The sequence below is a fragment of the Nocardioides marmoriginsengisoli genome, from assembly GCF_003725695.1.
Lineage (GTDB): Bacteria > Actinomycetota > Actinomycetes > Propionibacteriales > Nocardioidaceae > Marmoricola > Marmoricola marmoriginsengisoli.
In genome coordinates, this window is the sequence record NZ_RJSE01000007.1 from 1,221,886 (window position 1) to 1,246,329 (window position 24,444).

The 24,444-nt window shown below is 71.5% G+C and carries 19 protein-coding genes; 10 read left to right on the forward strand and 9 right to left on the reverse strand.

Annotation, left to right across the window (positions count from 1 at the left end):
- Nucleotides 1-168 precede the first annotated feature (168 nt).
- The 3 genes from EFK50_RS22860 (at nucleotide 169) to EFK50_RS14445 (ending at nucleotide 10,120) form a co-directional block, all read left to right on the forward strand.
- Nucleotides 169-3,294: an Ig-like domain-containing protein gene (locus tag EFK50_RS22860; protein ID WP_148046187.1), complete on the forward strand. Its 3,126-nt coding sequence runs from the start codon at nucleotides 169-171 to the stop codon at nucleotides 3,292-3,294.
- Between the two features lie 128 nt (nucleotides 3,295-3,422).
- Complete coding sequence (locus tag EFK50_RS14440) at nucleotides 3,423-6,317, forward strand: AAA family ATPase (RefSeq protein ID WP_123228213.1); 2,895 nt, start codon at nucleotides 3,423-3,425, stop codon at nucleotides 6,315-6,317.
- A 107-nt stretch (nucleotides 6,318-6,424) separates the two neighbouring features.
- On the forward strand, nucleotides 6,425-10,120 hold the full coding sequence (locus tag EFK50_RS14445) for a hypothetical protein (protein ID WP_123228214.1): 3,696 nt from the start codon (nucleotides 6,425-6,427) through the stop codon (nucleotides 10,118-10,120).
- Nucleotides 10,121-10,132: 12 nt separating this feature from the next.
- Here EFK50_RS14445 and EFK50_RS14450 read toward each other — a convergent pair whose 3' ends face one another.
- Nucleotides 10,133-10,867, reverse strand: coding sequence for an SDR family oxidoreductase (locus EFK50_RS14450; RefSeq protein WP_123228215.1), 735 nt, complete (start codon nucleotides 10,865-10,867; stop codon nucleotides 10,133-10,135).
- Between the two features lie 85 nt (nucleotides 10,868-10,952).
- On the opposite strand from EFK50_RS14450, the gene EFK50_RS14455 reads away from it, so the two are divergent.
- On the forward strand, nucleotides 10,953-11,429 hold the full coding sequence (locus EFK50_RS14455) for an RrF2 family transcriptional regulator (RefSeq protein WP_123228216.1): 477 nt from the start codon (nucleotides 10,953-10,955) through the stop codon (nucleotides 11,427-11,429).
- A gap of 95 nt (nucleotides 11,430-11,524) precedes the next feature.
- Nucleotides 11,525-12,043: a hypothetical protein gene (locus EFK50_RS14460; protein WP_183407840.1), complete on the forward strand. Its 519-nt coding sequence runs from the start codon at nucleotides 11,525-11,527 to the stop codon at nucleotides 12,041-12,043.
- 34 nt (nucleotides 12,044-12,077) lie between these two features.
- Here EFK50_RS14460 and EFK50_RS14465 read toward each other — a convergent pair whose 3' ends face one another.
- The 4 genes from EFK50_RS14465 to EFK50_RS22230 form a co-directional block, all read right to left on the reverse strand.
- Nucleotides 12,078-13,076, reverse strand: coding sequence for a cytochrome d ubiquinol oxidase subunit II (locus EFK50_RS14465; protein ID WP_123228217.1), 999 nt, complete (start codon nucleotides 13,074-13,076; stop codon nucleotides 12,078-12,080).
- Nucleotides 13,073-14,485, reverse strand: coding sequence for a cytochrome ubiquinol oxidase subunit I (locus tag EFK50_RS14470; RefSeq protein ID WP_221177400.1), 1,413 nt, complete (start codon nucleotides 14,483-14,485; stop codon nucleotides 13,073-13,075). The genes EFK50_RS14465 and EFK50_RS14470 overlap by 4 nt, the downstream gene beginning before the upstream one ends.
- A 75-nt stretch (nucleotides 14,486-14,560) precedes the next feature.
- A complete protein-coding gene (locus tag EFK50_RS14475) occupies nucleotides 14,561-15,550 on the reverse strand; it encodes a D-alanine--D-alanine ligase family protein (protein ID WP_123228218.1) in 990 nt (329 codons plus the stop codon).
- Nucleotides 15,547-15,945 (reverse strand): YybH family protein, encoded by a 399-nt coding sequence (locus tag EFK50_RS22230; protein ID WP_183407841.1) that lies wholly within the window; start codon nucleotides 15,943-15,945, stop codon nucleotides 15,547-15,549. Before EFK50_RS22230 ends, EFK50_RS14475 begins: the two co-directional genes overlap by 4 nt.
- A gap of 223 nt (nucleotides 15,946-16,168) precedes the next feature.
- Here EFK50_RS22230 and EFK50_RS14485 point away from each other — a divergent pair, with 223 nt between their 5' ends.
- A complete protein-coding gene (locus tag EFK50_RS14485) occupies nucleotides 16,169-18,307 on the forward strand; it encodes a DEAD/DEAH box helicase (protein WP_246004161.1) in 2,139 nt (712 codons plus the stop codon).
- Here EFK50_RS14485 and EFK50_RS14490 read toward each other — a convergent pair.
- Both EFK50_RS14490 and EFK50_RS14495 read right to left on the reverse strand, forming a co-directional pair.
- Complete coding sequence (locus EFK50_RS14490; RefSeq protein WP_123228220.1) at nucleotides 18,304-18,705, reverse strand: cyclic nucleotide-binding domain-containing protein; 402 nt, start codon at nucleotides 18,703-18,705, stop codon at nucleotides 18,304-18,306. The two genes, EFK50_RS14485 and EFK50_RS14490, sit on opposite strands and share 4 nt — an antisense overlap.
- Nucleotides 18,706-18,758: 53 nt before the next feature.
- Nucleotides 18,759-19,055 (reverse strand): hypothetical protein, encoded by a 297-nt coding sequence (locus EFK50_RS14495; RefSeq protein WP_123228221.1) that lies wholly within the window; start codon nucleotides 19,053-19,055, stop codon nucleotides 18,759-18,761.
- A gap of 83 nt (nucleotides 19,056-19,138) precedes the next feature.
- Between EFK50_RS14495 and EFK50_RS14500 the strand changes: the two genes are divergently transcribed.
- Complete coding sequence (locus EFK50_RS14500) at nucleotides 19,139-20,425, forward strand: lactate 2-monooxygenase (RefSeq protein WP_123228222.1); 1,287 nt, start codon at nucleotides 19,139-19,141, stop codon at nucleotides 20,423-20,425.
- A 3-nt stretch (nucleotides 20,426-20,428) separates the two neighbouring features.
- Here EFK50_RS14500 and EFK50_RS14505 read toward each other — a convergent pair whose 3' ends face one another.
- Nucleotides 20,429-21,595 carry an acyl-CoA dehydrogenase family protein gene (locus EFK50_RS14505; RefSeq protein ID WP_123228223.1) on the reverse strand — a complete coding sequence of 389 codons (1,167 nt, stop codon included), beginning with the start codon at nucleotides 21,593-21,595 and terminating at the stop codon, nucleotides 20,429-20,431.
- A 99-nt stretch (nucleotides 21,596-21,694) separates the two neighbouring features.
- Between EFK50_RS14505 and EFK50_RS14510 the strand changes: the two genes are divergently transcribed.
- The 3 genes from EFK50_RS14510 to EFK50_RS14520 all read left to right on the forward strand — a co-directional run bounded on the left by EFK50_RS14510 (nucleotide 21,695) and on the right by EFK50_RS14520 (nucleotide 23,813).
- The gene (locus tag EFK50_RS14510) at nucleotides 21,695-22,276 is read left to right on the forward strand and encodes a TetR/AcrR family transcriptional regulator (RefSeq protein WP_123228224.1); all 582 of its coding nucleotides are present in this window, start codon (nucleotides 21,695-21,697) and stop codon (nucleotides 22,274-22,276) included.
- 62 nt (nucleotides 22,277-22,338) lie between these two features.
- The gene (npdG, locus tag EFK50_RS14515) at nucleotides 22,339-23,025 is read left to right on the forward strand and encodes an NADPH-dependent F420 reductase (protein WP_123228225.1); all 687 of its coding nucleotides are present in this window, start codon (nucleotides 22,339-22,341) and stop codon (nucleotides 23,023-23,025) included.
- Nucleotides 23,025-23,813 (forward strand): acyl-CoA thioesterase, encoded by a 789-nt coding sequence (locus tag EFK50_RS14520; RefSeq protein ID WP_123228226.1) that lies wholly within the window; start codon nucleotides 23,025-23,027, stop codon nucleotides 23,811-23,813. The genes npdG and EFK50_RS14520 overlap by 1 nt, the downstream gene beginning before the upstream one ends.
- Nucleotides 23,814-23,822: 9 nt before the next feature.
- On the opposite strand, the gene EFK50_RS14525 is transcribed toward EFK50_RS14520, so the two are convergent.
- Nucleotides 23,823-24,386, reverse strand: a complete 564-nt coding sequence (locus EFK50_RS14525; RefSeq protein WP_123228227.1) for a TetR/AcrR family transcriptional regulator — start codon at nucleotides 24,384-24,386, stop codon at nucleotides 23,823-23,825.
- Nucleotides 24,387-24,444 lie beyond the last annotated feature (58 nt).

The window sequence follows — 24,444 nt, forward strand, 5'->3', positions numbered from 1 at the left end:
ATCCTCGCGTGAATCAGGTGGAACCTGTTCTAGAAAAGTTCGCGCGTGACCGTTGACACGCTTTAGATAACAGCGGTTATCTATGCGGCAGCGAATCGGGTCGCACCGTTCTGCGTCTGGCTGCGGGGAAGTGGCCGGATGTTTCTTCCGATCGAAGGGATCCCCTTGATGCGTCACACAATCGGCGGCCTGAGTGCCGTGCTCCGGACGAGGGGAGGTGCCCGCTCCCGCGCCAGGAACTCGCTGCGCGTCGTCCTCACCGGCGCCCTGGGCCTCGCCGTCGGCGGAGGCCTCGTCGCAACCGGTGCTGCCGTCGCGGCGGACACCAACCCGTTCACGCTCACGATGACCTCGGGCTCGTTCCAGGTGAACGCCAACCCGGTCGACCCGCTGCTCAAGCCGACCACCATCACCGGCGACATCGACTCGGTCACCGGCGTGATCACCGGCGGCACCTTCAGCGCCCCGCCGAAGACCGGCACCAACCAGGGCGCCACCTACGCGCTGCGCTACTTCTCCGCCCAGTCGGGCACCGGCACCGGCGGCGTCAGCTCCGACGGCACCGTGACCTACACCGACGCGCTGACCGCGGAGATCCACGTGACCTCGCCGGTCGACTCGATGTGCACCTCGACGCCGATCAACGTGGTGCTCAAGTCGAAGAGCGCCTACGACCCGGCCGTCGGTGACATCGAGCTGGAGGCGAAGAACTCCACCATCCCGAACTTCCACTGCACCGGTGGTCTCGCCGGCGCGATCGAGGGCCCGCTGAACACCCAGTTCTCGGGGAGCACGAACACGATCTCGCTGAACATGCACACCAACGAGGTGCTGCCGATCCCGGCGCCCCCGGCGAACGAGACCAGCACCGTCCTGACCGTCTCGCCCGACGCGCCGCAGCTCGTCGGCACCGCGGTCACGATGACCGCGACGGTCACCTCGGGCGACGCCACCGCGACCGACGCCGAGGGCTCGGTCGACTTCGTCGCGAACGGCACCGTCCTGGCGACCAAGGCCGTCGACGCGGGTGTCGCGACCTTCACCACCTCGGACCTGCAGGGGATGAACAACCAGCTCAAGGCTGTCTACAGCGGTGATCTGAAGTACTCCGGCAGCACCTCGCCGAAGGTCGCCTACCGCTTGCAGCCGCTCCCCGGCATCTCGTTCAACGCTCCGGCGACGGTCACCCCGGGCAATACCCTGACCGGCACCCTCACGCTGACCAACCCGGCCGGCGGTGCGGACTGGTCGAACCTGTTCGTCTCGCTGGGCACCGTGGTGCCGCAGGGCACCAGTGCCCCCTCGGGCGCCGGCCCGGCCATCTCGTACCAGGCCGGCGACGGCTCCTGGTGCTCGCAGGCGTACAACTCCTCGAGCTCCTACATCAGCGTCCTGCTCAGCCGCCTCGGCAGCGCGACCTGTGACGCTCCCGGTTCGTTCGCGCTGGCCGCGGGCCAGACCCTGAGCGTCCCGATCCGGCTCGACTACCCGGCGGCGACGCAGCTCGGCAACCGCACCCTGGCCGTCCAGCTGCAGACCGGCACCTGCGACACCACCACCACGTGCACCTCGGCCCCCGGGCTCTCCGGGACCACCGGTCCCAAGGACACGGTCACCTTCGCCGTGGTCGCCCCCAACGGGGCCCGGTACAACCCGCTGCTGGTGCTGCCGGGCGGTCCGTACACGCTGGCTCGTGGCATCTCCGCGGCGGTGCCGGTCTTCGTCCGGCCGGATCCCGCCAGCGGCGTCAGCGCGATGAACCCGACCGGCACGGTCACCTGGGCGGTCAACGGCGAGGTCTACCAGACCCTGCCGTCCGGCGCGAACGCCACCTCGGCGGTTCCGGACACCTCGGCCCGCACCGGCGTCGCCCAGCTGCTCACCTCCAAGCTGACCCCCGGCACCTACCAGGTCGAGGTCAAGTACTCCGGCGACTCGGTCTACAAGCCGGCCTCCGGCTCGTTCCCGGTCACGATCACGGCGGCGCCTCCCGGCGACTTCTACACCTGCGACTACACCGCCACCCTGACCCGGGTGACGTACAAGGTCGGTGCCGTCGTCACGGCGCACGCCACCATGCCGAGCGTCACCACCGACGGCACCCTGCTGCCGGTCGAGGGCGGCGAGGTCTCGATCACGACCGGTGCCGGCTTCACCTTCAGCGGCACCGGTGCCGCCACCATGGCCGTCTCCCCGAACCCGGTCGGGTTCGCGCTCGGGAGCACCCCGGCGGTGAGCAGCACCTTCCCGAACACGTCGAAGGTCGCGACCTGGACCAACGTCTCCGGAAGCGTGGTGCCCTCGGGCGAGCCCGGCGACCAGGTGAAGGTCGCGGTGAACGCGCTCGACCTCAAGCCGACGCTGGCCGCGATGCACTGCGAGCCGGTGGACGCGGCCAAGCCGGCCACCTTCGGCACGGTCACCCTCGCCGGTGCCCGGCTGTCGGTCGACCCGGCCGGTCCGGTGAGCCCGGGCACGCTGGTGAAGATGTCGACGGACGTGAGCCCGGTCCCGGCGAACCCGGGCCAGGTCACCTTCTTCGACGGTGACGAGGAGATCGGTACGGCGACGGTGAACAGCACCGGCACCGCGACGATCTCCACCGCCGAGCTCGCCGTCGGCACGCACGCGCTGCGCGCCGTCTGGAACGGCGGCCCGGTCAACGCGTCCACCGAGACCAACACCGTGGAGCTGGTGGTGGCGGATCCGACCACCACGACGACGATCTCCTCGTCGAGCTCGCAGGTGCTCAGCGGACCGGTGACCTTCACCGCGACCGTCGCCGGCAACCCGGGGAACCCCGGCTCGCCGACCGGCACCGTGCAGTTCAAGTCGGACGGCGCCAACCTGGGCTCCCCGGTCGCGCTGACCGGCGGTACGGCGACGCTGACCACCAGCGCGCTCACCAGCGGCGTCCACGCGGTGACGGCCGTCTACGGCGGCGGTGGCGGGTTCAACGCCAGCACCTCCGAGCCGGTCAAGGTCCTGGTCGGGAAGGCCACCACGGTCCTGACCGCGGCCGACGCGGCGACGACCACGAAGGGGATCATCCTCACCGTGCCGTCGATGAAGGCGACGCTGACCGGTCCGGTGGGCCCGATCGCGGGCAAGACGATCACCTTCAAGCTCGGTACCGGCACCCCGTGCACGGTCAAGACCGATGCCCAGGGCGTCGCCACCTGCTCGGCGTCGGTCTCGGCCCTGCAGCTGCTGCTCGGCAAGACCTACACGGTCAGCTTCGCCGGGGACGCCTCGGCGACGGCGGCGACGGCGAAGGGAGCGCTCGTCTCCTGACGATCTCCGGTCCGGGCAGGCATGAGTCGCACCTGCCCGGACCGGACCTTCCGGGCGAGCCCGGGCCCGGAATCCGGGTCCGGGCTCGCCCGATTCTGGCTAGGCTTCGGGCTGGAAGGTGAGTCCCGATGCCAGCGCAGTCCTCCCGTACGCCGAGCGCGAGCGCGTTCGCTGCCGTGCTCCGTCGTCAGCGCGAGTCCGCCGGCGTCACCCAGGCCGAGCTCGCCGTGCGCGCGGGTATCGGCGTACGCACCGTGAGCAACCTGGAGCGGGGGATCAACACGTCGCCGTACCCGAGCACGGTGCGGCTGCTCGCCGATGCGCTCGGCCTGCCCGACGGCGCGCGCGGCGACCTGCTGGCGGCGGCGGGGCGCCGTACCGGCTCCGGGGAGGCGGTGCCGCTGACCGGCGGCTTCCTCGGTGCGGTGCCGTCCACCCGGCTGGTCGCGCGGGACGCCGAGTGCTCCGCGATCACCGGCTTCCTCGCCGCGGCCGCTGCGGGGGAGACCAGTGTCGTGCTCCTCGCCGGGGAGCCGGGGATCGGCAAGACCCGGCTGGCCCAGGAGGCAACCGTCTACGCCGCGGAGCAAGGCTTCCTGGTGGCGAGCGGTCGCTGCTACGAGCAGCAGAGCGAGACGCCGTTCGTGCCGCTGTTCGAGGCGTTCGGCGCCCTGCACGCGGCGGCGCCGACGGCGGTGGGCGCCGGAGTCGCGGAGCGGTGGCCGGCGCTGGTGACGCTGCTGCCCGACCAGTTCCCGGCGGCCGAGCAGCCGGCGTGGACCTCGCCGGATGCGGCCCAGCTGCTGCACCGGGCCGCCACCGGCCTGGTCCGGGAGATCGCCGAGCAGCGGCCGGTGGCACTCCTCTTCGACGACCTGCACTGGGCCGACGACGCCACCCTGGAGCTGCTCACCCACCTGGCGCTGCAGACCACGAACGACCGGGTGCTGCTGCTCGGCACCTACCGCGACGCCGAGGTCAGCTCGGAGCACCCGGTGCGCCGGCTGGCGCACGCGCTGCACCGGGAACGGCTCAGCAGGGCGATCACCGTGGGACGCCTGGACCGGGACGAGACCGCGCGGCTGATCGCCCAGCGCCTGCCGGCGGACCCGGTCTCGGCGGAGCTGACCGACCTGGTGCACCGGCACTCCGACGGCAACCCGTTCTTCACCGGCGAGATCCTGACGTCGCTGATCGAGCGCGGCGACCTGGCCGTGGTCGACGGCGCCTGGGTCTGCCGCGAGCTGACCGCGATCGAGGCGCCGGAGCACGTCAGCGAGGTGATCAACCAGCGGGTCGCCCGGCTCTCGCCGACGGCCCGCGGCGTGCTGGAGGCAGCGAGCGTGCTCGGCACCGTCTTCGATCCCGACGACGTGTGGATCGACGACCTCGGCGAGGACCAGCTGGAGGAGTCCCTCGACGCCGCCGTGGACTCGGGGCTGCTCACCGTTACCGACGACCGGTACGCCTTCGACCACAGTCTGACCCAGCAGGCGCTGTACGCCGGCCTCTCCCCGGTACGCCGCCGCCGGCTGCACCGCGCGGTCGGGGAGCTGCTCGCCGGTCGGCCTCCGGCGGTGCGCCGGCGTCGCAGTGCGGAGATCGCCCGGCACCTGGAGACCGGCGGGCTACCGGACCAGGCGATCCGGTTCCTCGAGCTCGCCGGCGACGTCGCGGCCGGGGTGTACTCGCAGGACGAGGCGGTCCGGCTCTACAGCCATGCGGTCGCACTGGCCGAGGAGGTCGGCGACGAGGCCGCGGTGGCAGCCGGCTTCGAGCGGCTCGGCCAGGTCGAGCTCACCACCGCCCGGTACGACGACGCGGTCGACCACCTGGTCCGGGCGGCCGAAGGCTACCGGCGGACCGGACAGGTCGAACCGCGGCTGCGCGTGGAGGGCCTGATCGCGGAGGCGCAGCACCGACGCGGCGAGGGCGAGGAGGCCGCCCTCCGGCTCGACGAGGTGGTCGCCGAGCTGGAGGAGAGCACGGCCGCGGACGACCGGGCTCCGGGCGGGGCGGCCCTGGCGCTCGGCCTGGCGCGGGTCCGGCTCTCCCTGGGGCAGCACCAGCTCTGCCTCGAGGCCACCGACCGGGCGGCCAAGCTGGCCCGGCGGGAGGGCTCGGCCGCCGTCGAGGCCGACGCGTACTCGGTCGCCGGCACCGTGCTGCTCTTCCAGGACCGGCCCGACGACGCGGTCAGCACCCTGGAACGCGCCATCGCGCTGGCCACCCGTGCCGAGGCGCTGACCGTCGAGAGCGGCGCGACGCTGGCGCTGCAGTGGACGGTGACGATGCGCGGAGACCTGGAGCGCGCCCGGACGCTGGGGGAGCGCGGCCTGGAGATCACCCGTCGCGCGGGCAACGCCGACATGGAGGCGCTGCACTCCGCGAACTTCGGGCTGACGCTCTTCTACTCCGGGGACTGGGACCAGGCGCAGGTGCACCTCGAGCACGGGATGGAGCTCGCTCGGGCGGGCTCGCCGACGCTCTTCTCCGGGATCCCGCCGGTCTACCTCGGTGTATTGCGGGCCGGTCAGGGCGACGCGGACGCGGCCCGGGCGTCGTACGACGAGGCGGCCACCGCCCCGGACCTGCAGACCTTCGCCTTCGCCGGCTACCTGGAGGCACGCCGGGCCGAGCTCGACCTGCGCGACGGCGATCCGGCGTCCGCGCTGGCCCGGCTCGAGCCGTGGCTCGGTGACGAGTCGCCGACGCGGATCCACGACGTGATGCTCTTCGTGGCCGCGGCCGAGGCGTGCCTGGGTCGCGGCGACCTCGATCGTGCCGAGGACCTGGTGGCCCGGGCGCTGCGGCGGGCAGCGGCGACCCGGAACGAGCTCGACGGGATCGACGCGCAGCGGGTGCAGGGGCGCTGCGCCCTGGCCCGCGGCCGCCACGGCGAGGCAAGGGCCGCCTGGGAAGCCGCGCACGCACGCGCCAGCGCGGTGCCGTACCCGGGAGCCGTCGCCCGCGTCCAGGACGAGCTGACCGGGCTGGATCGGGACGAGTCGGACACCGCCTGAGCTGGTCGCCCACCGACTACCCACCGACTCCCGCCAACCGGTCCGGCGGGTGATCCCGCTCGCCCAGAATCTCGTCCATCAGACGTGTTGGACGAGGGAGTGGCACCGTGAAGACCTGGCCGAAACTGCGCGCCGCAGGCATCTGCGTGCTGACCACAGCGGTGACCGTGACGGTGACCCAGGTCCTCCCCCGGACGCCGGCCCAGGCGGACCCGCCCCCGCCGGCGAACCCGATCACGGTGATCACCTCGCCGCCGCTGAACGTCCCCGTCCAGCCGCCGCCGCTGATCGTGCAGAAGCACGACCCGATCGCCGGCGCCACCCCGATCGTCGTGGACAACCCCGGCGGAACCTCGCCGACCGCGCAGGAGTGCATTCCGCTCGACACGAAGAACGAGATCTTCTGCCTCGGCGAGTCCGGTGACGCGCTGTACCCGAGCGGGGTGTTCCTGCCGCCGTTCAAGGTCACCAACGGCTTCACCGCTCCGGGAGACCTGCCCGGCGACAAGATGGACTGGATCATCAGCGAGGCGTACGCCGCCACGGCGGACGCTCACGGTGTCGCCAACGACGACCTGATCAAGGCGTACGCGCGTCCGGAGATCCGGGCCTACGTGAACTCTCGGCTCGACGACATCATCAACAAGAAGCTGTACGGACAGCCCATGACCACGCAGGAGAACCAGGCGTACCTTGCGCTCGAGGATCACTTCCGCACGAGCCAGGTGAAGGCGGCGAAGGCCGCCTTGTACGAGTACGACCTCTGGTCCAGCTCGCCCTGCACCTACGTGCCGCCGACGCCGCCGCCCGGGATGCCGTTCGTGGCCAACCCGGTGATCGGCACCGCCGGTTGCAGCCAGGCGAACAAGTACGACCTGTTCAGGCTCACCAAGGGCACCCCGCCCGCCGAGACGTTCGACAAGTGGGCGTCCTACCGCCATCCGTCGGCCCTGGTCGCGAACGCCAACGACCCGCGGATCCGTTACATGATCGGCAAGACCCGGGAAGCGATCGTCGCCGTCGGCGCCCTGGGCATCGCTGGAGCCCTCGGCGTCGGCGTCGGGATCGGTGTCGCCGTCTCGGCCACAGTGGCAGCGGCCACGGCCGCTGCGTCGCTGGGAGAGGCGACCGTCGCGAGCGCGCTGACACTGGGCTCCACGGCCGCTGCCGCGGGTCCGGCGATCATCTTCGCGATCGCCATCATCATCATCGCCGTCGCGATCTCGCAGATGGACGCCGACGCCGCTCCCGGGGAGCAGATCCGGGATCGGGCCGCTCGCGCTGCGAGCAACACCGACCCGCTCGGCGTGCGGGGCCGGATCGCGGACTACGCAGGCATGACGCTCCAGCAATTCCTGAACCGTCAGGAGCCGGTCGGTAAGGACCCGGCGATCGTCCACAACGAGGCGTTCACGGACGGTCTCGAAGCACAGGTCGCCGAGTGGATGTTGTTCGACCAGGGTGGCGACCGCCTCGACGACCCGGTGCTGGGATACACGGTGACCGAATCCGCCCCGGACGACATCCACTTCGCCGTGAACGGCAACTCGGTGCCCCGTGTCGACGTGAAGGCACCCCCCGGTGCCCTGGACCGCGACGCGCACCCGGTCTCCGACTACCGCGTCCTGTTCAGCCGGAACTGGCCGATGGTCGCCGAACGGCGGTCGGACACCGGTGCCTGGAGCCCTTACCGCGCCCGTCTGGCGCTGACGTACGTCGACCAGGACGGCAAGCGCGCGCAGATGTCACTGATCCGCCACAAGGAGGGCAGCTCCGCGCCGAAGATCGACTTCAACCTCGTCCGCCCCGAGGCCGCGGCTGAAGCCGACCGGAACGAGGTCACGCCCGAGTGGACCTTCACCAAGACCGGGGGAGGCGTGCAGACGGTCTCGCTGCTCCCGTTCGACACGACGTTGCGCCCCGTGAACGTGGTGCCGAGCGTGCAGGGGATCCTGATCGCCGACAACACCGTGAAGTTCAGCGCGAACCTGTCCACGCCCGGCCAGAGCCTCCCCGGGTCCTACTCGTGGATCCTCGAGCGGCTGAACGCGGACGGCACGGTGGCGGAGACGATCCCCGTCAATCCCTTGGCCAGCCCCGCCGAGCGCCTGACCGAGCCCGGTCGCTACCGGGCCACAGCGGGCTACACGGTGACCGGCCCGCCTTCGTTCACTCGCTCGGGGGTCGTCGAGTTCACGATGAGTCCGCCCGCGCCGGAGATCGGCAGGTCCGACGGGTTCAACTTCGACGCCAAGATCCGCGACGAACGGGTGCTCAACGGATCGCTCTTCCTCGACCTCCGGATGCTCCAGGCCACCGAGGAGGACGACTTCACGGTGAAGGTCGACTGGGCCGACGACGGCCGCGGCAACGTGGTCAGCAAGACCTACGACGTGCACTGCCAGGACTCCGACGGTGACATTCCCACCTGCGACACCGGTCCGATGATCCTGCCCGAGACGGCGCCGACCAACCAGAATTGGTCGGAGTCGCCGGTCTTCCGGATCCCCGACGACCAGGACTTCCTGCCCAACGTGAACGTGACCATCACCAACGGCTACGGCCAGGTGGTCACGAGGTCGTTCCCGATCGAGGGTGACCACCGGCCGTCGTACGCAACGATGACGCCGCACGCCGAGATGGCGGCCGGCAAGACGTCCACGGTCGACGTCGTCGAGGTCTTCCCGTCACCGCTGCTGACCGAGAGTCAGGAGCTGACGATCCGGCCGTACGTCAACTCGATCCGGGCACAACTGCCGGCCGACCTGGTCCCGACCATCGAGGAGCGCAACGGGCACTGGTACCTGCAGATCACCGGGACGCCGCAGGCCGACGCGATCGGCACCTACGTCTTCTACTTCCCGTTCGAGCAGGAGCCCGAGGGCAAGGCCCTGCGGCCGGCCCCTGCGCTGGCGTCGGTGGAGATCAAGGCAGCGACCTCGGTCGGTTACCGAAGCGTGCTGCGCGGCACCCCGACGGTGCTCGCGGACCGCAAGTACCGGAACGCGTACCCGGACTACCAGGTCCAGGTGGCGCAGGAGCTGAACGACGGCGAGAACACGTTCGGGACCTTCACCGGCACGGTGATGTGCAAGCTGGAGGTCGAGCACTTCCCGGTCTTCGACAAACCGTGCGCGAACAACAAGCGGTTCCCGTGGCCGACCGAGCGGCTCAGCGGCACCATGGAGGCATCGACGTACCTGGTCTCGGCGACCCAGCCGGTCTCAGCCGACGGCCCCTACAAGGTGGGTCTGTCCGTCAGGTTCGTCGATCCGACGATCACCCAGGTCGCCGGCACGGAGCAGCTCGCCAAATTCAAGCTGGTCCTGCGTGACCCGAACCCGGTCCCGCCGCCGTACGCCGGCTACACGGTGACCTGCTCGCAGGACGGCAGGGCGTTCGCGCCGTGCTTCGCGGGTGGCGCCCTCAGCCTGTTGCGTACCCCCGGCAGGCACACCCTCGACGTCCGGGTTGCCAAGGGTGCTCCGGACGCGGCCACCACCACGGTCCGGTTCCCCTGGACGGTGGCCACGCCGGCCAAGAGGCTCGGGCTGAAGATCCCGACCACCACGAAGAAGCGCGGCACCAGGATCGTGGTGTCCGGGTCGGGGATGCTGCCGGGTGAGTCCTACGTGATCCGGATCGGTGGCGTGAAGGTCGGCACCGGGAAGGCCACCAGTGCGGGCACGTTCCGGCGCACCGTGAAGATCCCGGCGAAGTTCAAGACCAAGAAGTACGCCGTCCTGCTCACCGGAGCGACCACCGCCCGCAAGGCCGTCAAGACGCTGAAGGTCAGGCGCTAGCGGGGGCGGTGCTCAGGACCGGGTGGCGTCCAGCCACTCGGTCCAGGACGGGCCGCGGACCAGCGCGTCCGGGCCGGGCAGCATCGACCCGCCGGCCATCGACGGCGGCCCCGGTACGGCGACCACCTCGGTCGGCTCGCCGCTGCGGCGGACCAGCTCGCGGACCTGCTCGACCAGGTCCTCGCGGTGCGGGCCGGCGATGTCGGTGTCGGCGGCCTCGGCGCTCGTGGCGAGGTCCAGCAGCAGCCGGACGACCTCGCGGGTGGCGACCGGCTGGGTCGGCACGTCGATGATGGACGCCCTGCCGTCGGCGGTGTTCCAGCCGAGCATCTGGCCGGCGAACTCGTGGAACTGCGTCGAGCGCAGTACGACCACGCCCGGGGAGCTTGCCCGGTGGGCGTTCTCCTGGGCGGTCTTGGCCACGTAGTAGCCGTAGTCGGGGGAGAGGTCGGTGCCGACGATGGAGAGCACGACGGTCCGGCCGACGCCCGCCGTCCGGGCCGCGGCGCCGAGGTTCCGGGCGACGGTCTCGAAGAACGCGGTCGCGGCGTGCTCGTCGATGCTCGGTCCCTGGGTCACGTCCACCACGACCTCGGCGCCCGCCAGCGCCTCGTCCAGGCCGGTGCCGTCGAGCAGGTCGAACCCGGTCTCCCGGGCGATCTCGACGACGTCGTGCCCCTCGGTCCGGGCGAGAGCGGTGAGCTGGCGGCCGATCAGGCCGGTGGCCCCGGCGATGGCGATGCGCATGGTGACTCCTTCGGTAACGTGGATAAGTTCTATCCGCGATACTAGTCATAAACGCGGACAGTTGTCATCTGCGTATGCTGGACCCGTGAAGCTGACCGAAGGAGTCGAGTGGGCGGTGCACTGCTGCGTCGTCCTGAGCCAGGCCGAGGGCCCCGTGTCGACCACCCGGCTGGCGGAGTTCCACGGCGTCTCCCGGACCTACCTGGCCAAGCACCTGCAGCAGCTCTCCCGGGCCGGGCTGGTGCGCTCGACCCCCGGCCGGGACGGCGGCTACGAGCTGACCAGGCCCGCCGCCGAGGTGACGCTGCTCGAGATCGTCCAGGCCGTCGACGGCGCCGAGAGCGCCTTCCGGTGCACGGAGATCCGGCAGCGGGGCCCGCTGGCAGCCTCGAAGGAGGTCTGCCGCAAGGCGTGCGGGGTGGCCCAGGCGATGGCCGCGGCCGAACGTGCCTGGCGCACCTCGCTCGCCGGGGTCACGGTCGCGGACCTGGCCGCCGGCGTCACCGCGGACGTCGGCCCGGCGACGTTCGACCGGCTGCGCGGCTGGCTCGCCGACGCGTGAGACCGGCGGTGGCTCGGCTGGAGGCTTGACCGGGGGCCTTGCCGCGTCCAACCATGGAGATCTGAAGGTCAACTCGATCGATCCGAGAGGACGCCATGAGTACTGACGACCGTTCCCAGGGGCAGAGCGACCCGGCCATCGGCCTGGTCGCCGGAGTGATCCGCCTCGCCATCGGCTGGGTCTTCCTCTGGGCCTTCCTCGACAAGACCTTCGGCCTCGGGCACGCCACCGCGAGCAAGGACGCCTGGCTCGACGGCGGCAGCCCGACCAACGGGTTCCTCAGCTTCGCCACCGACGGGCCGTTCAAGGGGATCTACCGCGACATCGCCGGCCAGGGCTGGGCGGACTGGCTCTTCATGCTCGGGCTGCTCGGGATCGGCGTCGCGCTGATGCTGGGCATCGCGATGCGCCTGGCCACCGTCGCCGGAGCGCTGCTGCTGGTGCTGATGTGGTCGGCGGTGCTGCCGCCGGCGAGCAACCCGTTCATGGACGACCACCTGATCTACGCCGCGACGCTGGTGCTGCTCACGCTGCTCAACGCCGGCCGGTACCTCGGGATCGGCCGGATGTGGGAGGGCCTGCCGCTCGTCCAGCGCACCCCCTGGCTGCGCTGAGGAGCCGTCGGCCCGGGCTCCGACCAGCCGTCGCTCAGCGGGTCCAGGACTCCGTCTGGGTGATCCGGTAGAGGTACGCCATCGCCGGCACCACCAGCAGCACGGCGAGCGCGACCGCGACCAGCAGGCCCTGCAGCGTGGCCGGAGCGCCGGCCGCCTCGGAGATCCGGACCTGGTCGACGAGCAGCCACGGGTACTGGGCGACGCCCCAGCCGACCACGACCGCGCCGACCGCGGTCACGGCGGTCAGGCGTGCCAGGGCCGCCCGGCGACGGACGAGCAGCACCAGGGTGCCGAGTCCGGCCGCTGCGCTCAGCGCGACCAGCGGAAGGGCCCGGCCGCTGAGTCCCGCCCAGAGGGTGGGCGCGTCCTCGTGCAGCGGGACCAGCGCGCCGAGCACGACGACGCCGGTCGCCACCCCCACCAGCAGGGTGCGCCGGCGCAGCGTCTCGGCGAGCCCGGACCGGTCCGCGCGGCCGGCGTCGGCGGTGAGGAAGACGCCGGCGAGGAAGGCGCAGGTGCCGACCGCGACCACGCCGCAGAGCAGCGAGGTCGGGTTCAGCCACGACGACCAGACGTCGCCGCGGCCGGCGTACGGGACCCGTCCGGAGGCGATGGCGCCGCCGACGGTGCCGAGGAAGAACGGCGCCGCCACCGACGAGGTCGCGAACAGGAAGCCGAAGACGCGCGCCTGGCCGAGCGTCTCGGCGTACTTGCGGAACGCGAACGAGGAGCCGCGCAGGACGATGCCGAGCAGGGCCAGGAAGAGCGGGATGATCAGGGTGCCCATCACCGCCGCGAACGCGGTCGGGAACGCGGTCCAGGCCATCACGAAGACGTAGATCAGCCAGACGTGGTTCGCCTCCCATACCGGGCCGATGGACTTGTCGACCTGGCGGCGGACCTCGGCGCCGGCCCGGGTCCCGCCCGCGGTGAGGTCGAAGAACCCGGAACCGAAGTCGGCCCCGCCGAACAGCGCGTAGGCGACCAGTCCGGCGAACATCGCGATCGCGACGGCGAGCTCGAGGGTCACCGGTCCGCCCCCGTCTCCAGCTGCGGGCCGTAGGGGCTGGGCAGGTCCTCGGCGCCCTCGCGCCAGCGGCGGGCCATCGAGCGCAGCACGACGACGGCTCCCGCGGTCATCAGGGAGTAGACGACCAGGGTGGCGCCGAACAGCCACCACAGCCCGCTGTTCTCGCCGGCAGCGTCGGCCGTGCGCAGGTAGCCGTAGACCACCCACGGCTGGCGGCCGACCTCGGTGGCGATCCACCCGGCCTCCAGCGCCACGAAGGCGAGCGGCCCGGCGAGCACCGCCGCTCGGAGGAACCAGCGCCGGCGGAGCAGGTCCCGGCCGCGCCGCCGGGCGATCCAGAACAGGGCGGCCAGGCCCGCGAGGGCGGTGCCGATCGCGATCATCGTCTGGAAGGAGAGGTGGGTGATGTTGACCGGCGGCCGGTCCTCCTCGGGGATGGTCTCGAGGCCCTCGACCGGCTTGGTGAACGAGTTGCGGGCGATGATCGAGCCGAGCACCGGGATGTCGATCGAGTACCGGACCTCGCCGTCGACCAGGATCCCGCCGAGGCGTAGCGGGGAGGGGCTCTCGGTCTCGGTCGCCAGCTCGAACGCGGCCAGCTTTGCGGGCTGGGTCTCGGCGAGCCGGGAGCCGAGCAGGTGCCCGACCAGCGGCTGGCTCAGCGCGGCGACGGAGGCGAAGGCGAACGGCACCAGGAAGCCGAGCCGGTGCCGTCGGTCGGTGCGGCCGCGGAGCATCCCGGCGGCGTACACGGCGGCGACCGCGAAGCCGGCGAGCATGAAGGCGGCGAGCCACATGTGCGCGAACTGCAACCAGACGCCGTCGTTGAACATCGCCGCCCAGGGGTCGACGTCGGTGACCTTGCCGTCGACCAGCTTGAACCCGGTCGGGTTGTTCATCCAGGCGTTCACCGCGAGCACGCAGAAGGTGCCGACCACGCCGGTGATCGCCATCGGGATCAGCATCAGCAGGTGCTGGCGCGGAGGCATCCGGCCCCAGCCGTAGAGGTAGAGCCCGATGAAGATGGCCTCCAGGAAGAACGCCAGGCCCTCGAACGCGAACGGCAGGCCGAGCACGTCGCCGTACGTCCCCATCAGCCCGGGCCAGAGCAGGCCCATCTCGAAGCTGAGGACGGTGCCGGAGACGGCGCCGATCGCGAACAGTACCGCGGAGACCTTGGACCAGCGCTTGGCCAGCAGCAGGGCATCGGCGTCCTGGCGCCGGATGCCGCGCCAGTGCATCGCGAAGATGATCGTCGGGAACGCCACGCCGAAGCAGGCCAGCACGATGTGCCAGCCGAGCGAGAGCGCCATCTGCTCGCGTGCCGGGTGCAGTCCGGCGGGGTCCGTCGCCTGGCCGGCCAGCAGCGCCACCTGCTCGGCGATCGTCGGGATGACCTGCGTGATCATGCCTGCGACGTTAGGCCGGGGGAGCAGTGAAACCGAGCAATTGTGAAAACCTTCACAAGGGGTTTCAGGGGTGGCTCAGCGGCGCCGCGGGTCCCACCGCCGGCTGCCGGCGTTCAGCGCCTGCCACGCCCACCGCTCCGGAGCCGGTACGACGCCCGCCCGGGACCCGCCGCCGGCCGCGGCCGCCTGCGACTCGAGAGCCTCCCGGGTCAGGGCGGTCTGCCGTTCCTGCGACGGCCGGCGCAGCGGATCCGGCGCGTTGTGCGGCGCCAGCATCGGGTTGGTGTTGATCTCCCAGAACTGGGCGCGACCGCCGGCGTACCCCCAGTCGATCCGGCCGAACTCGATGCCGGCGATCTCGAACACCTGCTTGACCAGGTCGAGGTCGGCGGGGGAGGCGAGGAAGGCCTCCTCCTCGGCCACGATCTCGGGCGTGACGACCACCGGCCCCTTGGTGACCCAGTCGCGGTCGACCACCAGGTGCCGGGGGATGTACTCGTCTCCGATCCGGGCGATCGAGTACTTGCGGAAGACGCCGTCGTCCGAGACCGCGTCGACCAGCTCCACGACCAGCAGCTGGTCGCGGATCCAGCGCCACCGCCGCCGGTTCTCGCGGGCGACCTTGGCCAGCCGCTTCTCCAGCGTCGCGAGGTCGTGGATCGGCTTGCTCATGCTGCCCTCGTGCGCGTTGGCCCAGCGCAGGAAGACCGGGAACCGGACCTGCGGCCCGAGCTCGTCGACGGTGTAGGCGCGGAAGTCGTTGATGCCCTCCTCGTGCAGCCGGCGGAGGAGCGCGTGCCGGCCCAGCCACCGGCCGGGGTCGCCGAGCACGCGCAGCCCGGCGCGCTTCCGCAGCCGGCCGTGCAGCCGCCGTGCGAAGCGCTGCTCCGGCCCGAGCAGCCGCTCGAAGTCGGTGAGGACGTGCAGCCCGGGCGCCGGCGCGGCGGCCAGATCGAGCTCGCTGTAGCCGAGCACCCGGACCTGGTCGGCCAGCTCGGGCGCCCAGTCCCGGACGAACGACTCGAAGGTGTAGCAGTGGGGTGTGGTGGCGTAGTAAGTGATCACGCAGGCGTCCCGGGGGTCATCGACATGTGGGTGTGCACCGCGAGCAGGCCGCCGTCGTCGGACCGGCGCAGCACCACGGTGGCCCGTCCGGTCCGGGTCCGGCGCTCGCCGGCCGTCGTACCGACCGAGGTCCAGGTGGCCGCGACCACGCAGAGCACCTCGTCCAGCCAGCGCGCGTCGGCCGCGTCGAAGGCGAACTCCTCGGTGCGCGGCCAGACGTCCGACCACTGCGCGCCGACCAGCTCGTCGAGGCCGTCGTACCGGTCGGCCACGGTGCCGAAGCCGATCGCCGACGGGTCGAAGAGCGACCGTCCGCCGTCCAGGTCGCGGGCCCGGACCCGGGCCGCGAATTCCTCCAGCCAGGCGCCGACGTCCTGGTCGTTGATCAAGTTCACCGCCGCAGGATAGGGGAGACCGGGACGTTGGCGAGTGGGGATCGCTGCGGCGGAATCACCCCCGATGTGCGAGAATGTTGGGGCACGAGGGTGTCCAGCCTGAATTGCGAACCACCGGTGAGCGTGAACCTCCGCCACCGATGAGCTGCCCGGACACGTCTCGTCGCTCCGTGCCCCGTTCGGGGGCGCGGCGAGCGCGTCACGCGCTGGAAAGGTGATGTTTGTGGCTCGAGGGACCCAGCGCCGGCAGCAAGGCGCTCGCCGTACGGCACCGCGCGCGCAAGGCCGTGCCCGCAACCAGGACGACCGCGGTCTGATCCCGCAGCTGGCCCGCGCGGTGCGCGAGGTCGAGTCGGCGGTCGAACGGCGCTCGATCGCCCCGTCCACCCGGACCAAGTTCCAGGTGATCGCGCTGCTCGTCCGCGAGGAGCGGGCCCGGATCAAGGGCGACACCGAGCTGACCGAGGGGCGTCGGGGCGAGGAGCTCAAGCGGCTCGACGGGATCGCCACGATCCTGGCCCAGACGGCCGCGCGGGACACCACGCTGTTCTCGCTGCTCGCCGAGGACGCCGTCGTCACCGACGCTGCCAAGAACCTGATCCGCGAGATCAAGACGGCCGGCGGCCTGGAGGTCCTGATCGAGGAGGAGCCCGAGCCGGAGGTCGTCGAGTCGGTCGTCACCGAGCGCCGGGTCGTGCCCCAGGCCGTCCGCGCCCGCCAGCTGGCCAATCCGTTCCTGGTCCCCGACTTCTCCGCCGCCCGCCGGAGCCGGCCGCGCGACAGCGAGCTCGCCCGCTGGGAGCTGCTCGGCCCGCTGTTCCGTTCCTTCGAGCAGGCTGACGGCGGGGCACCCGCCTGCATGGCGCTGCCCGCTCCGGGACCCGTCCGGCTGCCCGAGGGCCTCGAGCTGATGGCGCACCAGTCCCGCCTGGTCGCCGCCGCGGCCGCCGGGCACCGCACCTTCCTGCTCGCCGACGAGCCCGGCCTGGGCAAGACCGCGCAGGCGCTGCTCGCCGCGCAGGCCGCCAACGCCTACCCGCTGCTGGTCGTCGTCCCGAACGTGGTGAAGACCAACTGGGCCCGCGAGGCCGAGCGCTGGACGCCGCGGCACCCGGCGACCGTGATCCACGGCGACGGCGACTCGATCGACGGCTTCGCCGACATCATCATCGTCAACTACGAGGTGCTGGACCGGCACGTCGGCTGGCTCCAGGACCTGCGCTTCCGCGGCATGGTCGTGGACGAGGCGCACTTCATCAAGAACAAGACCTCGCAGCGCAGCCAGCACGTCCTCGACGTCGCCGAGAGCATCCGGGCGCACACCGCGCGACCGTTGCTGATGGCCCTGACCGGGACGCCGCTGATCAACGACATCGACGACTTCCGGGCGATCTGGCAGTTCCTCGGCTGGATCGACGAGAAGAAGCCGCTGGCCGCGCTGATGGACTCCCTGGAGGAGACCGGGCTGACGCCGCTCGACCCGGGCTTCTTCCCGAACGCGCGCCGGTCGGTGATCGAGCTCGGCATCGTCCGCCGGCGCAAGGTGGACGTCGCCGCGGACATTCCGGAGCGCCGGATCGCCGACATCCCGGTCGAGCTCGACGGCGAGCTGGGCCGGTCGATCCGCGAGGCGGAGGCCGAGCTGGCCCGTCGCCTGGTGGAGAAGTACGAGAGCGCGCTGGCGACCCGTCGCGAGGGCGCGGTCGTCGACGGCATCGACCACGACCTGGTACGCCGGGTGGCCGGCTGGGAGCGTGAGGACTCCGACTCCAGCACCGGCGAGAACGTCTTCGGGCTGATGCGCCGGATCGGCCAGGCCAAGGCCTCGCTGGCCGCCGACTACACCGCGCAGCTGGCCCGCAACGTCGGCAAGGTGGTCTTCTTCGCCAAGCACGTCGACGTGATGGACGTGGCCGAGCAGACCTTCGCGAAGCGCGGCCTGAAGTACTCCTCGATCCGCGGCGACCAGACCCCGCGGGTGCGCGAGAAGAACATCGACGCGTTCGTGAACGACCCGGACGTCGCGGTGGTGGTCTGCTCGCTGACCGCGGCCGGTGTCGGCCTGAACCTCCAGGTCGCCTCGAACGTGGTGCTGGCCGAGCTCTCCTGGACCGCGGCCGAGCAGACCCAGGCGATCGACCGGGTGCACCGGATCGGCCAGGGCGACCCGGTCACCGCCTGGCGGGTGATCGCGGCGCAGACCGTGGACACCAGGATCGCGGAGCTGATCGACGCCAAGGCCGGGCTCGCGGCCCGGGCGCTGGACGGGTCGGACGAGGACATCGTGTCGTCGGTGGACCTGCAGCTGGAGGCCCTGGTGACGATGCTGACCGACGCGCTCGAGGCGGCTGGGACCTCCTAGGTGCGCTCCGCCACCGCGCGGCGTACCTTGGCGTCGATGTCCGGGGCGTCCTCGAGCAGCCGCCGGAAGGCGTGACCCTCGATCACCAGCGCGTGCACGTCGCTGGTCGCGATCACGCTCGCGGTCCGGGGTTCTCCGGTGACCAGGGCGATCTCGCCGAAGAAGTCGCCCGAGCGCAGGGTGTTGATCACGGCGTCGCCCTGGGTCACGTCCGCGGTGCCCTCGATGATCACCACGAACTCCTGGCCGTCGGCCTTCTCGGTGGCCAGCCGCAACCCGGAGCGGAGGTCGATCTCGTCGGCGATCGCGGCCACCTCGGCGACCTCGCCCGGCGTGCAGTCGGCGAAGAGCGGGAGCGAACGGATCAGCTCGGTCTTGGCGTCCTTGTGCAACCTCATGAGGGGAACGTAGACCCGCGGGAAGGTTCTTGACTACCTCCGGGCCGGCGACGTCAGTCGGTCAGCGGAACGTGCGCGCCGGTCGCGATGATCTCGCAGGCGACGCTGAGCTGGTGCCGCACCCCGGCGCGCATCTCCGGGAACGCCAGCTCGAGCAGCAGCGCCGCGGACGTCCGCGCCCGGCGGCCGACGTGACCGTCCGGCATCCGGCGGCTGAGGATCCAGCTGAAGCCGATCGCCTCGGCGCAGAGCTTGATCGTGAACGCCCGGTCCGGGTGGTCCGCGCCCAGGCGCGCGTCGACGGCGGTGCCGAGGGTGTCCAGCAGGTGCGGCGAGGGGAGCGCGGTCATGCCGGGATCAACGACGGATTCGGGCTTTTGTTACGAATGTCCGCGGCTCGGCGGGACGCCGTAGGACGCCCTAGGCTCACCCCGTGAGCACCCCGAACCGCGGCCCCGGCCGCGCCCGCCAGGAGTCCGTCTACCGAGCCGGCGTCTTCGGGCGCACCCCCGCGGTGCCGACCGACTTCGCCACCCTGGAGGCGCGCGCGGAGAAGGCGAGCAGCGCCACCGCGTGGGCGTACGTCGCCGGCGGTGCCGGTGAGGGCCGGACGATGCGCCGCAACCGGGCCGCCTTCGACAGCTGGTCGATCGTGCCGCGGATGGCGCACGGCAACACCACCCGGGACCTCTCCGTCGACCTGCTCGGTACGACGCTGCCGGCGCCGGTGCTGCTCGCGCCGATCGGGGCCGGGGCGCTGATGAGCCCGGACAGTGACGTGAAGATCGCGCGCGGTGCGGCGGCGCACGGGGTGACGTACGTGTTCTCCAACCAGGGCTGCAACCCGATGGAGGAGTGCGCCGCCGCGATGGGCGACAGTCCGCGCTGGGTGCAGCTCTACTGGAGCACCGACGAGGACCTGGTCGACTCGATGATCGCCCGGGCCGAAGCGATCGGTGCCGGCGCGCTGGTCGTCACCCTGGACACCACCCTGCTCGGCTGGCGGCCGATGGACCTGAACCTCGGGTCGCTGCCGTTCAGCCAGGGCATCGGGATCGCGCAGTACACCTCCGACCCGAGGTTCACCGAGATCGTGCGGGAGCGGATCGCGAACGCGCCGAAGCAGGCCTCCGAGGTCACCCTCGGGGCGATCAGGACGCTGATCTCGATGACCCGCAACCACCCCGGCTCGTTCGGCGCCAACCTGCGCTCCCCGGAACCGCGGGCGGCGGTCGAGACCTTCCTGGACATCTACTCCAACCCGGGTCTGAGCTGGGAGCACCTGGCGACGCTGCGGGAGCGGACCCGGCTGCCGGTCGTGCTGAAGGGGATCCTGCACCCCGACGACGCGCGCAAGGCGTTCGACTCCGGCGTCGACGCGATCGTCGTCTCGAACCACGGCGGCCGCCAGGTCGACAACGCGATCGCCTCGCTGGACGCGCTGGTGACGATCCGCGAGGCGGTCGGTGCCGACCCGACGGTGCTGCTCGACAGCGGCATCAGGACCGGCGCGGACGTGTTCACCGCCCTCGCCCTCGGTGCCGACGCGGTCCTGCTCGGCCGTCCGTACATGTACGGCCTCGCCCTCGCCGGCGAGCAGGGCGTCGCCGAGGTGGTCGCCAACGTGATCGCCGAGCTCGACCTCACGATGGCGCTCTCCGGCACCGCCGACCTGGCCGCGATCACCCGTGATCTGCTGGTCCGCGACTCCGCGCGCTGAACGTCAGCGGGTCGTGATCGTCCCGTTGTTGTCCTTGTCCAGCGACCGCCCGATCACCATCCGCTGGATCTGGTTGGTGCCCTCGAAGATCTGCATCACCTTGGCCTCGCGCATGTACCGCTCGACCGGGAAGTCGCGGGTGTAGCCGTAGCCGCCGAGCACCTGGACGGCGTCGGTGGTGACCTTCATGGCGTTGTCGGTCGCGACCAGCTTGGCGATCGAGGCCTCGCGGCTGAACGGCAGGCCGGCGTCCTTGAGGCGCGCCGCGTGCAGGGTCGTCGCCCGGGCCGACTGGACCGCGGCATCCATGTCGGCGAGCACGAAGGCCAGCCCCTGGTGGTCGATGATCCGCTCGCCGAAGGTCTCCCGCTCCTTGGCGTAGGCGACGGCCTGGTCGAGCGCTCCCTGGGCCAGGCCGGTGGCCACCGCGGCGATGCCGAGCCGGCCGGAGTCGAGGCCGGCCAGCGCGATCTTGAGTCCGTCGCCCTCGGCGCCGAGGCGGCGCTCGACCGGGATCCGGACGTCGTCGAGCAGCATCGTCGCGGTCGGGGACGCGGTCAGACCCATCTTGGTCTCGAGGCTGTCCGCGACCAGGCCTGGGGTGTCCGCCGGGATCAGGAAGCAAGAGATGCCGTAGCGCTCCTCGGACGTCCGTGCCATCACCTTGTAGAAGTCGGCCCGGCCGCCGTGGGTGGTCCAGGCCTTCGCGCCGTTGAGCACGTACTCGTCGCCGTCGCGGCGCGCCGTCGTCCGCATCGCCGCCGGGTCGGACCCGGCGTGCGGCTCGGAGAGGCAGTAGGCACCGAGCAGCTCGCCGCCGAGCATGTCCGGGAGCCAGGCCTGCTTCTGCTCCTCGGTGCCCGCGGTCACCAGCCCGAAGCAGGAGAGCGCGTGCACGCTGACGCCGACGCCGACGCTCGACCAGACCGCGCCGATCTCCTCCAGCACCTGGAGGTAGACCTCGTAGGACTGGCCACCGCCGCCGTACTCCTCGGGGTAGGGGAGTCCGAGCAGGCCGGTGCGGCCGAGCAGCCGGAACACCTCGCGCGGGAACTCCTGGTTCTTCTCCGCCGACGCGGCCAGCGGCAGCAGCTCGCGGGTGGCGAGGTCGCGGACCAGCTTGAGCAGGTCGGTCGCTTCCTCGGTCGGCAGGATGCGTCGGGCGGTCATCGCGGTGCTCGCTCTCGGGTCGGACGGTACGTAACGGACAGACGTGCTGTATCAGACAGAGTACTAGAGTATCTAAACTGGTACTGCTAGCGTCAGCCCATGCCCACTGATCCCCGCGGCGACGGCCTGCTCGACGAGCTGATCGAGCTCTACCTCGCCGAGGGCTTCGCGGCCTTCGGCGTCGGCGACCTGGCGGCCCGGCTCTCCTGCTCGCGCTCGACGCTCTACCAGGTGGCCTCCAGCAAGGAGCAGATCATCGTGACCGCGGTGCGCGGCTACTTCCGGAGGGCCGCGGAGCGGATCGAGGAGCGGGTGGAGGCGGATCCGGACCTGGGGCTGAGGATCCAGGTCTACCTGGCGGCGGTCTCCGACGAGCTGGCGCCGGCCTCGGAGCAGTTCTACGCCGACGTCGCCGCCTACCCTCCGGCGCGCGAGCTCTACGAGGAGAACACCCGGCGCGCGGCCCAGCGAGTCCAGGACATCGTGCTGGCCGGCGTCGCCGCGAAGGCGCTGCGCCCGGTGAACGCCCGCTTCGTCGGTGCTGCGGTGGCCGAGGTGATGGCCGCGATCCAGGGCGGCCGGATCGAGGCCGCCGCCGGATTGGACGACGCGGACGCCTACCGGGCGCTCTCCGACATGGTCTACCGGGCGGTCGAGCTGCGGCCCGGTGCGCGCGCCTAGCGGAGCAGCAGCGGACCGGGGTCGACGATCCCGACGGCTCAGGCGCCGCGTAATCTACGACGGTGACCAACGACGCCACCGCGACCCCGGACCTGAACGACCTCACCATCGCCGTCCTCGGCGGCACCGGCCCCCAGGGCCGCGGCCTCGCCCGCCGGTTCGCGCAGGCCGGCTTGAAGGTCGTCCTCGGCAGCCGTACGGCGGAGAAGGGCGAAGCCGCCGCGGCCGAGCTCTCCGCGGCGATCGGCGTCCCGGTCTCCGGGTCGGACAACCGCGGCGCCTCCGAGGCCGGCGACATCGTCCTGGTCGTGGTGCCGTGGGACGGTCACGGTGAGCTGCTCGCCGACCTGAAGCCGGCGCTGGACGGCAAGATCGTGGTCGACTGCGTGAACCCGCTCGGCTTCGACAAGCAGGGCGCCTACGCGCTCCCGGTCGCCGAGGGATCCGCCACCCAGCAGGCCGCCGCGATCCTCACCGAGAGCACGGTCGTCGGCGCGTTCCACAACGTCAGCGCGGTGCTGCTTGAGGACCCCGACGTCACCGACCTCGGCACCGACGTCCTGGTGCTCGGCGACGAGCGCGAAGCCACCGACCTGGTCCAGGCCCTGGCCGACACCATCCCCGGCGTCCGCGGCGTGTACGGCGGCCGCCGCCGGAACGCCCACCAGGTCGAGGCGCTGACCGCGAACCTGATCAGCATGAACCGCCGCTACAAGGCCCACGCCGGAGTCCGCGTCACCGACGTCTGATGCTGACCGGACCGACCGCCGCCGGGGACCTGCTCGACCTGCTCCAGCTAGAGAAGGTCGAGGAGGACACCTTCCGGGCGAACTACGTCTTCGACGAGGACTGGCCCCTGTACGGCGGCCAGGTCGCCGCCCAGGCACTGCTCGCCGCGGGGCTGACGGTCCCGGACGGCCGGCACCCGCACTCGCTGCACGGCTACTTCCTCCGCCGGGGCGACGCCTCCCGGCCGACGCTGTTCAAGGTCGACCGGGATCGCGACGGCGGGTCGTTCTCGGCTCGTCGGGTGGTCGCGATCCAGCGCGGCGAGGTGATCTTCTCGACCTCGACGTCCTTCGCCGCACCGGTCGGCGGGATGGACCTCCAGGCGCCGGCGCTGCCGGAGGTCACCGGTCCCGAGGAGTCCGTGACCTGGGTCGTGCCGCGGATGTTCTCGATGGAGGCCACGATCCCGCCCGAGGACGGGGTCACCGCCTGGCCGGCGCGCTTCTGGTCGCGGTTCACCACCACGATCGGCGACGACGTCCTGCTCAACGCGGCGGCGCTGACCTACCTGACCGACGTCTCGGCCGACCTGCACAGCTTCCAGACCGACGGCTTCGTCCCGGCCGCCAGCCTCGACCACGCGGTCTGGTTCCACCACCCGGGCCGGATGGACGACTGGGTCTTCACCGACTTCAGCGCCCGGGTGATCTCCGGCAACCGCGGTCTCTACACCGGCTCGATCTTCGACCGCTCCGGCCGGGTCGTGGCGAGCATGGCCCAGGAAGCGCTGTACCGGAAGTTCAGCTGAGGATCAGGCTCAGTCCGCGGAACCACGGTGCCGGGGGTCGGGCATCAGCTCTTCAGCGACCCGGCGGGCGCTGGCGAGGATCTCCTCGTCGGGGGCATCGATCCCGGCGCCGACCATCCCGGCCATGTTCACCGCCATCAGGGCGAGCCGGATTCGCAGCTGCTCGTCGACCGACGCCTCGCCCGGCGCGAGCAGGGCGTAGAGCTCGTCCATCTTCGCGTGCATGCCGCTGCGGTCCGGGCTGACGTCGAGCACGATCCGTCGGTTGGCGACGAAGAACCGGAACGCGGTCAGCCCGTGCGCCTGCATGATGTCCGACCAGCGGGCCAGCACCGCGCTCCGCAGCTCGGGGCCGAACGGCTGCGTGCGGGCCCAGGTGACCAGCTCCCCGACCTGGCCCTCGATCTCGACCAGCAGCGCCCGGACGATGTCCTCCTTGCTGGCGAAGTGGTAGTACAGCGCCGCCTTGGTGATGCCGAGCTGCTCGCCGATCTCGCGCATCGACGTCGCGTCGTACCCCTTGGCGGTGAACTGCTCGAGGGCGGCGTCGAGAATCCGATCGCGGGTCTGCATGGGCAGAGCATAGAGTGTGCTTACCGCTCGGTCAGTACGCCGATCCGGCGGCTACGGC